Annotated in this window: 12 protein-coding genes and 1 pseudogene; 8 read left to right on the top strand and 5 right to left on the bottom strand. The window is 69.1% G+C overall.

Translation table 11 applies throughout. The features are described 5' to 3' along the window. Window positions 1–21 precede the first annotated feature (21 nt). The 5 genes from Q9R39_RS16865 (at window position 22) to Q9R39_RS16845 (ending at window position 4,595) form a co-directional block, all read left to right on the top strand. Complete coding sequence (locus tag Q9R39_RS16865; protein ID WP_055475195.1) at window positions 22–1,713, top strand: bifunctional uroporphyrinogen-III C-methyltransferase/uroporphyrinogen-III synthase; 1,692 nt, start codon at window positions 22–24, stop codon at window positions 1,711–1,713. Between the two features lie 112 nt (window positions 1,714–1,825). Next, the gene (hemB, locus tag Q9R39_RS16860) at window positions 1,826–2,803 is read left to right on the top strand and encodes a porphobilinogen synthase (protein WP_311277820.1); all 978 of its coding nucleotides are present in this window, start codon (window positions 1,826–1,828) and stop codon (window positions 2,801–2,803) included. Between the two features lie 48 nt (window positions 2,804–2,851). Continuing rightward, window positions 2,852–3,598 carry a hypothetical protein gene (locus tag Q9R39_RS16855; RefSeq protein WP_311277819.1) on the top strand — a complete coding sequence of 249 codons (747 nt, stop codon included), beginning with the start codon at window positions 2,852–2,854 and terminating at the stop codon, window positions 3,596–3,598. Then, complete coding sequence (locus Q9R39_RS16850) at window positions 3,595–4,020, top strand: hypothetical protein (RefSeq protein ID WP_078113010.1); 426 nt, start codon at window positions 3,595–3,597, stop codon at window positions 4,018–4,020. The genes Q9R39_RS16855 and Q9R39_RS16850 overlap by 4 nt, the downstream gene beginning before the upstream one ends. 5 nt (window positions 4,021–4,025) lie before the next feature. Continuing rightward, window positions 4,026–4,595, top strand: coding sequence for a DUF3093 domain-containing protein (locus Q9R39_RS16845; protein WP_137809726.1), 570 nt, complete (start codon window positions 4,026–4,028; stop codon window positions 4,593–4,595). Here the strand turns inward: Q9R39_RS16845 and Q9R39_RS16840 are convergent. The 3 genes and pseudogenes from Q9R39_RS16840 to Q9R39_RS16830 all read right to left on the bottom strand — a co-directional run bounded on the left by Q9R39_RS16840 (window position 4,577) and on the right by Q9R39_RS16830 (window position 7,662). Then, entirely contained in the window at window positions 4,577–5,281 is a 705-nt protein-coding gene (locus tag Q9R39_RS16840) for a hypothetical protein (protein ID WP_137809725.1), read from the bottom strand. The genes Q9R39_RS16845 and Q9R39_RS16840 overlap by 19 nt on opposite strands. A 25-nt stretch (window positions 5,282–5,306) precedes the next feature. After that, window positions 5,307–5,471, bottom strand: a pseudogene (locus Q9R39_RS16835) (catalase); the annotation flags it as partial. 97 nt (window positions 5,472–5,568) lie between these two features. Then, window positions 5,569–7,662, bottom strand: coding sequence for an acyl-CoA dehydrogenase (locus tag Q9R39_RS16830; RefSeq protein WP_226512572.1), 2,094 nt, complete (start codon window positions 7,660–7,662; stop codon window positions 5,569–5,571). 157 nt (window positions 7,663–7,819) lie between these two features. Here Q9R39_RS16830 and Q9R39_RS16825 point away from each other — a divergent pair, with 157 nt between their 5' ends. Next, window positions 7,820–8,515 carry a TetR family transcriptional regulator gene (locus tag Q9R39_RS16825; protein ID WP_078113015.1) on the top strand — a complete coding sequence of 232 codons (696 nt, stop codon included), beginning with the start codon at window positions 7,820–7,822 and terminating at the stop codon, window positions 8,513–8,515. 170 nt (window positions 8,516–8,685) lie between these two features. After that, window positions 8,686–9,849: an acyl-CoA dehydrogenase gene (locus Q9R39_RS16820; RefSeq protein WP_311277818.1), complete on the top strand. Its 1,164-nt coding sequence runs from the start codon at window positions 8,686–8,688 to the stop codon at window positions 9,847–9,849. Window positions 9,850–9,991: 142 nt separating this feature from the next. On the opposite strand, the gene Q9R39_RS16815 is transcribed toward Q9R39_RS16820, so the two are convergent. Together Q9R39_RS16815 and Q9R39_RS16810 are read right to left on the bottom strand one after the other, a co-directional pair. Continuing rightward, on the bottom strand, window positions 9,992–10,594 hold the full coding sequence (locus tag Q9R39_RS16815) for a YdcF family protein (protein WP_265967935.1): 603 nt from the start codon (window positions 10,592–10,594) through the stop codon (window positions 9,992–9,994). Between the two features lie 94 nt (window positions 10,595–10,688). Further along, window positions 10,689–12,158 (bottom strand): NAD-dependent succinate-semialdehyde dehydrogenase, encoded by a 1,470-nt coding sequence (locus Q9R39_RS16810; protein WP_269554056.1) that lies wholly within the window; start codon window positions 12,156–12,158, stop codon window positions 10,689–10,691. Window positions 12,159–12,293: 135 nt separating this feature from the next. Here Q9R39_RS16810 and Q9R39_RS16805 point away from each other — a divergent pair, with 135 nt between their 5' ends. Further along, window positions 12,294–13,235: an SGNH/GDSL hydrolase family protein gene (locus tag Q9R39_RS16805; RefSeq protein ID WP_311277817.1), complete on the top strand. Its 942-nt coding sequence runs from the start codon at window positions 12,294–12,296 to the stop codon at window positions 13,233–13,235. The last annotated feature ends 37 nt before the right edge of the window (window positions 13,236–13,272 follow it).

Genomic DNA, 13,272 nt, shown 5'->3' with positions numbered 1-13,272 from the left:
AGGGCAGGAGAGTGCGAACCCATGAGCCGTACGAAGAAGGCAAATCCCGGACGGATCCTGTTCGTGGGGTCGGGTCCAGGGGACCCAGACCTGCTCACCGTGCGGGCACGCACCGTGATCACCAACGCGACCACCGCCTACATCGATCCCGATGTACCCGCGCCGGTGGTGTCGCTGATCGGCAGTGCGCATCGCGACGAACCCGCCGCCGACACTCGCCGATCCACCAAGAAGGCCGAGAAGCCCGCTGACGACGCCGCGTCGACGCCCGCCGCACCGGCCGACGATTCGCAGGCCGCCGGTGACGAGGCCGGCGCGACCGATGCCGGGCAGACCGACGAGGAATCGGTGGTCCGGCCGGCGCTCGGCGATCCGGCCGAGGTCGCCAAGACCCTCGTGGCCGCGGCCCGCAACGGCGACGACGTCGTGCGCGTCGTCGCCGGCGACCCGCTGACCACCGATTCGGTCCTCGCCGAGGTCAACGCCGTCGCCCGTACGACGGTCACCTTCGAGGTGCTGCCGGGCCTGCCCGCCGCATCCGTGGTCCCGAGCTACGCCGGCATGCCGCTCGGTTCCACCCACACCGAGGCCGACGTGCGCGGCGAGGTCGACTGGGCGGCGTTGGCCGCCGCCCCGGGCCCGCTGGTGCTGCACGCGACGTCGGGCCACCTGGCCGAGACCGCCAGCGCGCTCACCGAGCACGGCATGGCTCCCCAGACCCCGGCCGCGATCACCATCAACGGCACCACCTGTGCGCAGCGCACCATCGAGGCCACGCTCGCGACGCTCAACGAGCAGGGCAATGCGCTCACCGGTCCGCTGATCGTCACGGTCGGCAAGGTCGTGGGTGCGCGCGGCAAGCTGTCGTGGTGGGAGTCGCGCGCCCTGTACGGCTGGACCGTCCTGGTGCCGCGGACGAAGGACCAGGCCGGCGACATGAGCGAACGCCTCGTCAGCCACGGTGCGATGCCCAAGGAGGTGCCGACCATCGCGGTCGAGCCGCCGCGGAGCCCCGCGCAGATGGAACGCGCCGTCAAGGGTCTCGTCGACGGGCGGTACCAGTGGGTGGTGTTCACCTCCACCAACGCGGTGCGCGCGGTGTGGGAGAAGTTCGCCGAGTTCGGGCTGGACGCCCGGGCGTTCTCCGGCGTCAAGATCGCCTGCGTCGGTGAGGCCACCGCCGAGAAGGTGCGCTCCTTCGGCATCAACCCCGAACTCGTGCCGTCGGGTGAGCAGAGCTCGCTCGGTCTCCTCGAGGACTTCCCGCCCTACGACGACGTCTTCGACCCGGTGAACCGAGTCCTGTTGCCGCGCGCCGACATCGCGACCGAGACACTGTCCGAGGGACTGCGCGACCGCGGCTGGGAGATCGACGACGTCACCGCGTACCGCACCGTGCGCGCCGCGCCGCCGCCCGCCGAGACCCGCGAGATGATCAAGACCGGTGGTTTCGACGCGGTCTGCTTCACCTCCAGCTCGACCGTGCGCAATCTCGTGGGCATCGCCGGAAAGCCGCACGCGCGCACCATCGTCGCGTGCATCGGGCCCAAGACCGCCGAGACCGCAACGGAATTCGGCCTCCGGGTGGATGTGCAGCCGGAGAACGCATCGGTGCTCGAACTCGTCGACGCGCTCGCCGAGCACGCCGCCCGACTTCGGGCCGAGGGCGCACTTCCGCCCCCGCGCAAGAAGTCTCGCCGCTCGCGTTCCTGAGCTGCTCCTGCTCCCTGAGGTGCGAGGAGCGATAGCCGCCGGGCCGAGCAAGCGACGAAGGAGCGCGTCGAGGTCGACGAGCCTCGAAGGGCCCGTGAGACGAAGGAGACCCATGCCACCCGTGATCCGGCCCCGACGACTGCGGACCACCCCGGCCATGCGCCGGCTGGTCGCCGAGACCTCGTTGGAGCCGCGACATCTGGTGCTGCCGATGTTCGTCGCCGACGGCATCGACGACCCGGTACCGATCTCGTCGATGCCGGGCGTCGTGCAGCACACGATGGATTCGCTGCGGACCGCCGCGGCCGAGGCCGTCGACGCCGGTGTCGGCGGGCTCATGCTGTTCGGGGTGCCGCGCGCCGAGGACAAGGACGCCACCGGGTCGGGTGCGGATGCCGACGACGGAATCCTCAACCGGGCTCTGCGCACCCTCGGCGAGGATCTCGGGGATGCCACGGTCCTGATGGCCGACACGTGCCTCGACGAGTTCACCGATCACGGGCACTGCGGCGTCGTCGACGGGCGGGGTCGCGTCGACAACGACGAGACCCTCGCACGCTACGTGTCGATGTCCCTGGCCCAGGCGCGGGCGGGTGCGCATCTCCTCGGGCCGAGCGGGATGATGGACGGCCAGGTCGCCACGATCCGGGCCGCCCTCGACGCGGCGGGCTTCACCGACACCGGGATCCTGGCCTACGCCGCGAAGTACGCCTCGGCGTTCTATGGCCCGTTCCGCGAGGCGGTCGGCTCGTCGTTGCAGGGCGACCGGCGCACGTACCAGCAGGACGCGGCCAACCGGGTCGAGGCGCTGCGCGAGGTCCGGCTCGACCTCGAGGAGGGCGCCGACATCGTGATGGTGAAGCCGGCGATGAGTTACCTCGACATCGTGCGCGACGTCGCCGACATGAGTGACGTGCCGGTCGCGGCCTATCAGATCAGCGGCGAGTACTCGATGATCTCCGCCGCCGCCGAACGCGGGTGGATCGATCGCGACGCGGCGATCCTGGAATCGCTGACCGCCATCCGACGGGCCGGTGCGTCGATCGTCCTGACCTACTGGGCGGCCGAGGTGGCGCAGCGCCTGTCCTGACCTGAGCGTGTAGGGCTCATCGTGCTGCCCGTTCACTAGGCTGGTCCCATGTCCGCACCGTACGACCCCGCGTCCGACCCCGGCGCGCCGTCGCGACCGAAGATCCCCGACTCCGTCTCCATCGCCGTCGAGCTGTGGGTGGTGGTGATCGTCGGGCAGATCGTGGCGATGTTCGCGCAGACCGGCACCTTCGTCGAAATGATCCGCGATCAGGTGAGTTCTGCTCCGCAGGAAGGGGTCCCGCCCGAGCAGATCGACTTCATGACCTCGTCGGGGTTCGTGGTCGGTGTGCTGGTCGTGACGTCGCTGTTCCTCACCGCGATCACGGCCTTGGTCGTCTGGTTCACCCGTAAGGGCTACAACTGGGCGCGGATCGTGCTGTCGGCGATGGGTGTCTACGTCGTGGTCAGCCTGCTCTTCTCGCTGTTCGGTGGCGACACGTCGCCGGCGTGGGCGATGGTCCCGCAGGTGATCAGCGGCGTCGCGGCGCTGGGTGCGACCGTGCTCCTCATGCGCGGGGACTCGGAAAAGTACTGCCGGGAGATGGCCGCGGCGCGGAAGCCGCAGCCGGTCCACCCGCCGTCACCCCCGTACCCATACGGCCAGAACCCGTATGGCCAGAACCCGTACGGCCAGAACCCGTACGGCCAGAACAGGCCGTATGGTGACAGCGATCATCGCGGCGCGCCCGGCCCGTACTCCGACGACGCCCGATCCGAGCCCGTTCACCTCGACAAGCCGCATCCGGAGAACCGGGGCACCGACACCCAGAACGAAGGACCGAAGAACCAGTGACAAGTCCTGATCCGGCGCTGCGTCCGAAACTCGTCGTCTGGGCCTACCGGTGCTGGCTGACCTCCGGCGCACTGCTGATCGCGCTCGGTGCACTGGTCATCGTCGTGTCGGCGGCCAGCGACACCGGGACCGTCACGTCCGGGGTGCTCGGCGCCATGGTCGCCGTCGTGGGTGTCGGGTACATCCTGCTGGGCAGCAAGGCCTACACCGGCGATGCGCGGTGGCGGTCGTCGCTGGCGGCGCTGACCCTGGTCGTCGTGGCCATGCTGCTGTTCCTGAGCCTGGGGATGAACTTCTTCGCGTTCCCGTTGCTCGCTGGCCTCGTCGGTCTGTTCGGGTCCCTGCTGGCCTACCGTCCGCCCGCCGAGACCTGGTACACCGGCAAGGAGCCGGAACCCAAGACGCCGCGGTCGCGCAAGTAGGGCACATGACCGACGACGATCCCGAAGGTCACGACTCCGACCCCGTCGAGCCGGCGGGTGAGGTGCTGTTCGCCGAGTCCGGCGGCAGCTGGTGGGTGGTGCTGATCGGTCCGGTCCTGGTGGGTGCGGTCCTCGCGATGGAGATCGCCGGGCCCGGTCAGGTGCACTGGCCGGTGCTGGCGATCTTCTTCGTGCTGCTGCTGGGGTTCTCGCTCGTGCAGGTGTCCGCAGCCCGTCGGCATGTCAGCGTCGAGCTCACCGAGACCACGCTCCGCCAGGGAGCCGTCACGACGCCGCTGGCCGACATCGCGAAGATCTTCCCGCCCAATCACAGCCACACCCCCGAGGACTGGGAGAGTGCATCCGCGTTGGGCGAGCTGCACGGTGTACCGCGCCGGCGCAAGGGAATCGGTGTGCAGCTGACCTCCGGGCGGATCGCCCAGGCGTGGGCCCGCGACGTCGAGCGGTTGCGCAGCGAGCTCACGCAGGCGCACGAGGCCGTCCGGCTGGGGCTGCCGCCTCGGGGGACGTCGACGACGGAACCGTCCTCGGCGGATCAGGACACGACGGAGTGACGCCCCGCCCGGCTGTCGCGGTAGGCGCGGCGTCGTAGATCCCCGAGCCACGACGGGGCGAACTCGACGCCCTCGGGCCGGTGCAGGATGGGGTCGAAATCCACGTCGAGTCCGGTGAGGACGTGGTCGAGTTCGATCCGGACGACCGGCACGAACCGTCCGGCGCCGGCCTCCAGGACGATGACGATCGGTTGGTTGCGGCGGAGACGGGCGGCCAGGTCCTCGATCGACAGGCCCGACGAGTCCGCCGGTTCGAGGATGCGCGCCCGAATCCAGTACAGGTCACCGTCGTACCGGTACGGCGTCAGGCTCGACACCGCGGTGGCCCAGTGCGTCGTCGGCAGCGGGACGGGTAGTCGGCCGTCGAGCGGCGCCGGGCCGGCGAGCAGGAGATCCCAAGCGCCGGTGGCGTTGGTCGACGGCGACACCCCGCCGCCGCCGACGGTGCCGGGGTCGGTCGACGGGAAGCGGATGGCCAGGCCGACGATGTCCGGTAGGCCGCCGGGTGTGCCGATGCCCTTGGAGACCCGCACCGACACCGGGCCGCTGTGAAAGGGCAGTGGGTGGTCGGCCGACAGCGCGGCCGTGCCACCACACAGCAGACCGTCGGGGTGGAACACCCGGGCGTGTCTGAGGGCGGCCAGCCAGCGGAACGGGGTCGTGATGAGGTCGGGTAGTGCGCTCATGAGAACTCCGGTTGTCGGTGCATTCCTAGCCGGACGGGTCCGGATCGACGACGTCCTTGATCTTGCCCATGACACCCTTCTCGGTGCCGAACTGCGGCTTCTGCGGGGTGCCCATCGCGCCGTCGTAGGTCGCGTAGAGCTTCGGGTCCGGCGGCGGCCCCGACTGCCGATCGCCCAGCGGCTGCGGGTCAGTATGCCCGTGGTGCGCAGGCCCAAACACCGGTGCCGAAACGACAACGCGGCCACCGTCTGTTCGACGGTGGCCGCGATGGTCTCGAGAGCGGGGGTCAGCCGTTCTGGAGCATGGGTGCGCGCAGCAACTCTTCCGGGACGCCGAAGGCGTCGACGAGCGACCGGGCATGCGGCCGCAGTTCCTGGCAGAGCTCGTTCACGCCGCGGCGGATCGCCTTGGCGCGCTCCACCGAGATGTGCCGGTGCATCATGAACCAGGACAAGTCGTCCTCCAGTGCCGAGTAGACGTACAGGTCGCACACCTTGCCCAGAAGCTCTGCCGCCGAACGGGAATCGCAATTCTCGATCGCCTCGACGAAGGCCTCGAGCACCACGCGTTCGATGTGCGCGTGCCCGACCTTCAGCAGGTGGTCCTGCGCGTTGTTGAACACCTCGAAAGCGTCGTTGTCGTCGTCGAGCGCGCGGCGTAGTCGTTGCGCGCACGTCCGGACGAGGTGGTCCTCACGGTTACGGAACAACCGGATCTGGGTGCTGCGGTCGGTGAGCGCCGACTTCTCGGTGTCCTCGTCGGAACCGTCGAGCAGGGTCTGCACGACCTGTCGGACCGCGGTCTTCTCGGCCACCACGTCGCGGGCCATGCCCGCGATGAAGCGCACCCAGCCGCCCGCCGAGAGTCCTTGGACGTCTTCGGAGTACGCCGACAGCAGCTCCTTGGCGATGAGCTGCGTCATGATCGTGTTGTCGCCCTCGAAGGTGGTGAAGACGTCGATGTCGCCCCGCATGATCGACAGCTGGTTCTCGTCGAGATAGCCTGCGCCGCCGCAGGCTTCACGGCTGACGTTGATCGCGTGGGAGGCGTGCCACGTGGCGTAGGCCTTGAGGCCGGCGGCCTGCCCCTCGAGCTGGCGCTGCCGTCCGGCGTCGGAGTCGTCGGGCGCGACCGACTGGACCTCGTGCAGTTCGTCGACGATCTCGTTCTGCGCGAATCCGATCGCGTACGACTTCGCGATGAGCGGCAACAGCTTTCGCTGGTGACCGAGGTAGTCCATCACGGTGATCTCGTCGGTGCCCTCGGGTGCCTCGAACTGCTTGCGGATCAATCCGTAGCGGGTCGAGAGTGCCAGCGCCTTGCGGCCGGCGGCACCCGCGGTCGCCGCCACGCTGACGCGGCCGCGGATGAGGGTGCCCAGCATGGTGAAGAAGCGACGGTTGGTGTTCTCGATCGGCGAGCTGTAGCTGCCGTCTTCGGCGACGTCGGCGTAGCGGTTGAGCAGGTTCTCCGCGGGGATGCGGACGTTGTCGAACATGATCCGGCCGTTGTCGACGCCGGCGAGTCCGCCCTTGTACCCGCAGTCGCTGGTGGTGACGCCGGGCAGGTCGGAGCCGTCCTCGTCGCGGATCGGCACCACGAAACAGTGGACGCCACGACCTTCGGGCTCCTCGTCGGGCCCGCCGGTGACGAGCTGGGCGAACACCGCGGCGTACCGGGCGTGCGCGGCGGCACCGCCGATGTAGTCCTTGCGGGACGACGGGGTGGGGGAGTTGATCACGAACTCGCGGGCCTCACGGTCGTAGGTCGCCGTGGTCTCGATGGCCTGCACGTTCGAACCGTGCCCGGTCTCGGTCATCGCGAAGCACCCGAGGACGCTCAGGTCGATGATGCCGGGCACGTACTTCTCGTGATGCCGTGCGGTACCGAGGTTTTCGACGGCGCCGCCGAAGAGACCCCATTGCACGCCCGCCTTGACCATGAGGGACAGGTCCGCGTAGCCGAGCATCTCGATGGCGGTGATCGACGCGCCGATGTCGCCGCTGCCGCCGTGGTCCTCGGCGAAACCGGCGGCCGCGAAACCCTGCGAGGCGAGCTCGCGCATCACCTCGAGGGTGTGGGCGCGCGCCTCGTCGAGCGTCCGGGACGGGTCGGGCAGGAGGTCGGCGCGGTTCGAGTTCTCCCGCACCGTCTCCCTCGTCGCGCGCCAGCGACCGTCGAGGACGAACCGCAGATTGTCGACGAGCAGGGCACGCTCGTCCGCGGACAGTTCGTCGTCGGCGGAGACGTCGGTCGGGGCGACCGGGTCGTCGACGGTCGGTTCGGTCGCGATGGGTGTCGGACTCGTCGTCGACGGGGTCTTCTCCGTCGAGCTCTTCTCAGCCGGGGTCTTCTCGGTGGGAGCGGTGGGGGTTGCCATGGCTCCACCGTACGTAGTGACCACGCGTCGGACCCAGCTTTTGTGGCGGTCGCTACTGACGAGTAATGCGCACCGATCCGCTGCACGGGTCCGCGCCGAACTCCCGGTTCGGGACGGTCCGAGGGTCTCGTCGCCTCGATGTGGTGATACTTGTCCCATGTCAGTCGCGGACACCGATCCGGCCGCCTTCCGCACGCGTGTCGTCGCCGAGTCCATCCGTCTGTTCAGCGAGCACGGTTACGAGTCGACGACCGTCGAGCAGCTCGCGGCCGCCGCCGGGATGTCCCGTCGCACGTTCTTCCGGCAGTTCGGGTCGAAGGAGGACGTGATCTTCGCCGACCACGAGTCGCTGCTCGCGCAGGTCGGCGACCGGCTCGCGGCCTCCGACGAGGATCCGTGGCTGGCGGTATGTGCGGCGGCCGAGCTGGTCTTCGCCCACTTCGTCCGGGATCGCGAACTCGCGGTGCGGCGCGCACAGGTGGTGCAGGAGGTGCCCGCGCTGCGGGATCGGGAGCTGGTGACGACGTACCGCTACCAGGGTGCGTTCGAGGAGTTCCTGCGCGCACGGTTGCCCGGCGAGTCGCCGGTGCGGGTGGTTGCCTACGTCGCGGCGGTCACGGGCACCCACAACTTCCTGCTGCGGCAGATGATCCGCGGCGACGCCGAAGCCACCCCCGAACGACTGCGGGACGAGCTGCACCGAGTGGCGATGGCACTCGGTGCCGGGGGCGCCGGCGGCGCATCGGTCCCGGGCGGCGGGTCGCGCGGACAGGTCACCGTGGTTGCCTATCCGGCCGGGATGTCTCGCTCGGAAGTCGCACGTCGGGTGGCCGAAGAGCTGGGGGAGGACTGACCCGGCGGAGGGCTGCGGGACATCGGCGCCGGTTTCGGGGACAATCGGCGGGGACGGGGATTGCATCGATTGACATGGCACTCAGTGCCGTGCTGAACTGGTTGTCAACATCTGCCGGCACCCCGTGTGCCGGGAACGAACAGGCACTCGCTGTGCCGTGAGGAGTTGTCATGGGCTACGGAAATCCCGACTTCAACGTCTTCGAGCTCCCGGAAGAGCACATCGCGCTGCGCGAGGCGATCCGTGCGCTCTCGGAGAAGGAGATCGAGCCGCACGCCGCAGACGTCGATGAGAACTCGCGCTTCCCGCAGGAGGCCCTCGACGCACTCGTCGCATCGGGCTTCAACGCCATCCACGTGCCCGAGGAATACGGCGGCCAGGGTGGCGACTCCATCGCCGCCTGCATCGTCATCGAAGAGGTCGCCCGCGTCGACGCATCGTCGTCGCTCATCCCCGCGGTCAACAAGCTCGGCACCATGGGCCTGATCCTCAACGGCTCCGACGAGCTCAAGCAGCAGGTGCTACCCGGCATCGCCGCCGGTGAGGACATGGCGTCGTACGCCCTGAGCGAGCGCGAGGCCGGTTCGGATGCCGCGGGCATGAAGACCCGCGCCCGCAAGGACGGCAACAACTGGGTACTCAACGGCTCCAAGTGCTGGATCACCAACGGCGGCAAGTCGACCTGGTACACCGTCATGGCCGTAACCGACCCGGAGAAGAAGGCCAACGGCATCTCCGCGTTCATGGTCCACAAGGACGACCCCGGCTTCACCGTCGGACCGCTGGAGAAGAAGCTCGGCATCAAGGGTTCGCCGACCGCGGAGCTGTACTTCGAGGACTGCACCATCCCGCTCGACCGCATCATCGGCGACGAGGGCACCGGCTTCAAGACCGCCCTGCAGACCCTCGACCACACCCGCCCGACCATCGGCGCGCAGGCCGTCGGCATCGCGCAGGGCGCGCTCGACCAGGCCATCGCATATGTCAAGGACCGCAAGCAGTTCGGCAAGCCGATCAGCTCGTTCCAGGGCGTCGAGTTCATGATCGCCGACATGGCGATGAAGGTCGAGGCCGCTCGCCTCATGGTCTACACCTCGGCCGCTCGCGCCGAGCGCGGCGAGAAGAACCTGGGCTTCATCTCCTCGGCGTCGAAGTGCTTCGCCTCCGACGTCGCCATGGAGGTCACCACCGACGCCGTCCAGCTCTTCGGCGGTGCCGGTTACACCCGCGACTTCCCGGTCGAGCGCATGATGCGCGACGCCAAGATCACCCAGATCTACGAGGGCACCAACCAGATCCAGCGCGTCGTCATGAGCCGCGCGCTCCTGCGCTGATCGCCCCTGAAGCAACACGATCTCGCCCCGTCGGCTTCGGCCGGCGGGGCGAGCTGCGTTCTCGCGGTGCCGTTTCCGTCCCGCTGATGGGATCGAATCAGCGGGATGGAAATGGCGACGCGAGAAGGGTATTCGCGAGGTGCTAGGCGTACGCCGACCGGAACTCGATGCGCGCGCCCTGTTGCCGGGCCGCGTCGCGGAAGTTCTTCATCGCGCGTTCCATGTGGAAGCCGTTGGTCACGATGATCGCGCCGTTGGCGCCCATGTGCTTCAGCATCCGCACCGTGTTCTGGGCGTTCTGCACCGTGGAGGTGGAGGCGCCCTCGTTGACCATCTGCCACATGGGAATTCCACGTCGGATGAGCCCGAGGTTCATGAACTGGGCCTCGGTGACGGGCAGCCAGTGGGTGTCGCCCCCGGAGACGATCATGCGGTTGAACGGGTGCTTCTTGCCGAGGTTCGCCGCGACGTCGAGACGACGCTTGAGGACATCCGGAGTTTGCCCGAGAACGCCGAACTTCGCGCCCAGGACGACGATGTACCGGGTCGGGGGACTCATCCAGAGGAAGTTGCTGTTCGGGGTCCCCAGTTCGGAGCTGCCGAGGTCGACGCTGCCGAAATCGGTACTGATCGCGGCATTCTCGACGTTCGCAACCGGGCCGGAGGGTGCGACGGCGACCGCCACCGAAGCGGCAGTGGCGATCGCGGCCGCGGCAGCCGCGGTCGTGAGGGTTCTACGACGCATGGTGACCGAGTGTAGAGATCAGTACGGCCGTGCAGGTGTCGGATCGGTAACACCTGCATCACTAGTCACATACGTAACACATGACGAACCCGGGTCAGGTGAGGGCGATGTACTTCACCGAGAGGTACTCGTCGATGCCCTCGCTGCCGCCCTCGCGTCCGATCCCGGACTGCTTGATGCCACCGAACGGTGCTGCGGCGTCGGAGATCACGCCGCGATTGACCCCGACCATGCCGGAGTCCAGGGCGCCCGCGACGCGCATGCAGCGCTCGAGGTCGCGGCTGTAGAAGTACGACGCCAGGCCGTACTCGGTCGAGTTGGCGGCCTCGATGCCCGCGGACTCGTCGTCGAAGGTGCTGATCACCGCGACGGGCCCGAAGATCTCCTCGCGCGTGACCGGCGCGTACGGATCGACGTTGTCGAGAACCGTTGCGGGATAGAAGAAACCCCGACCTTCCGGACGTTCGCCGCCCAGTCGCACGCGGGCACCGTCGGCGACGGCCTGCTCGACCGCGTCGGCGACCTTGTCCCGCTGGTCGGCGTTCACCAGCGGCCCCAGCGTCACCCCGTCGTCGTACCCCGGTCCCATCCGGACCTCCGACATCTTCGCCACCAGTTTCTCGGTGAATTCCTCGGCGACACCGGACTGCACCAGGAACCGATTGGCGGCGGTGCAGGCCTCGCCCCCGTTGCGCATCTTGGCGGCGAAGGCCCCCTCGACCGCGGCGTCGACGTCGGCGTCGTCGAAGACCAGGAACGGGGCGTTGCCGCCGAGTTCCATCGACGTGCGCAGGACGCGATCGGCGGCCTGGCCGAGCAAACTGCGACCCACCGGCGTCGACCCGGTGAAGCTGATCTTGCGGATGCGATCGTCGGTGATCAACGTCGACGACACGTCGCCGCTCGACGTGGTGGGCAACACCGACAGCACGCCGGGCGGCAGACCGGCTTCGGCGAAGGCCTCGGCCAGAGCCAGCATCGTCAGCGGCGTCTCGCGGGCCGGCTTCACGAGCATCACGTTGCCCGCGGCGAGCGCGGGTCCGATCTTGCGCGTCCCCATCGCGAGCGGAAAGTTCCACGGGGTGATCGCCAGGCACGGCCCGACGGGCTGGTGGGCCACCAGGATGCGCCCATTGCCGGCCGGCGCCGGACTGAACCGACCGCCGATCCGGACGGCCTCCTCGGCGAACCACCGCAAGAACTCGAGTCCGTACGTCGTCTCCGCCCGGCTGTCGGGGAGGGCGCGGCCCAGCTCGAGGGTCATCAGCATGGCGATGTCGTCGGCGCGATCGGTGAGCAACTGGAAGGTCCGACGGAGGATTTCGCCGCGCTCCCGGGGCGCGGTGGCCGCCCAGTCCGCCGACGCGGCGACGGCGGAATCGAGAGCGCGGCGGGCATCGGCAACCCCCGCGTCGGCGACCGAGACGAGCGACTCCTCGGTCGCGGCGTCGTAGACCTCGAAGGTCCCGCCGTCGGCTGCGGGTGTGGACCGGCCGTCGATCCAGAGCCCGGTCGGCACACCGTCGAGCACGGCCTGCGGGTCGAGAATCTCCTTGTCGCTCATGCGCATTCACATCCTCGTGACTCGGCTGCGGGACTCCGCGCGGAGCGGCGATCCCCTCGGCGAACCACGCTACTCGCGTGGGCGGGCGGCCGGTCGGTGGTTGCCGACGGGCTTCACCGCACGCAGGATGGCGGCATGACGGCACGCAGGTTCGACGATCGACGTCCACGGCGGCTCATCCGGTCCGGACTCGTGCTGCTCGCGGCAGGAGCGGTCCTCGCCGGCTGTGCCCAGTCGACGCAGAACGACGCCCAGTCGACGGAAACGCCTGCCCAGTCGACGCAAACGCCCGCCCAGTCGACGGAGAACGACACCCGGTCGACGGAGTACGTGAACCTCGGCGACAGCTTCAGCGCCGGGACCGGCGTGCGGCCGCTGGAGGAGGACTCGCCGATCTACTGCCTGCGGTCGTCGAGGAACTACGCGCATGTCGTCGCGGCGGACGAGGACTTCGACCTCACCGACGTCAGCTGCGCGGGCGCCGACACCGACGACTTCGGCGAGTCGCAGCACCAGGGCGTGCCGCCCCAACTCGACGCGCTCGACGACGACACCGACGTGGTCACGATGATGATCGGCGGCAACGACGAAGAGACCTACGGTCGCGCGATCCGGCTCTGCGGCGAACTGGCCGACGCCGACCGCACCGGCTCGCCGTGCACGGACCGTTACGGACAGGCGCTGATCGAGCCGGTCGCCACCGACATCTATCCCGCCGTGCGCCAGGCCCTGCGCGACGTCCGGGACCGCGCGCCGAACGCGCGCGTCCTGCTCGTCGGCTATCCCTGGCTGGTCCCGCCGACGACCGGCTGCTATCCCGAGATGCGGCTCGCCGCCGGGGACGTACCGATGATCCGTGAGCTCCAGACCGCGCTCAACACGTACGGGCGGCGCGCGGCCGAGGACGAGGGCGTCGAGTTCGTCGACATGTCACAGGTGTCCGAGGGGCACGACGCGTGTGCCGGTGAGCAGCGCTGGATCGAGCCGATGACCACCTCGGGACCCGGCGCGGTGCACCCCAACGAGGCGGGTCAGGCGGCGATCGCCGAGCAGGTGCGCACCGCGCTCGCGAGCTGACCGGGTCCGGTTCGAGCCGGGTCGCACCCCCTCCCAC

The organism is Gordonia sp. AC31 (genome assembly GCF_031844505.1).
In the GTDB taxonomy this organism is placed as follows: domain Bacteria; phylum Actinomycetota; class Actinomycetes; order Mycobacteriales; family Mycobacteriaceae; genus Gordonia; species Gordonia hongkongensis.
The sequence above is the reverse complement of the archived record's forward strand: the minus strand, read 5'-3'. Positions and strand labels throughout refer to the sequence as shown.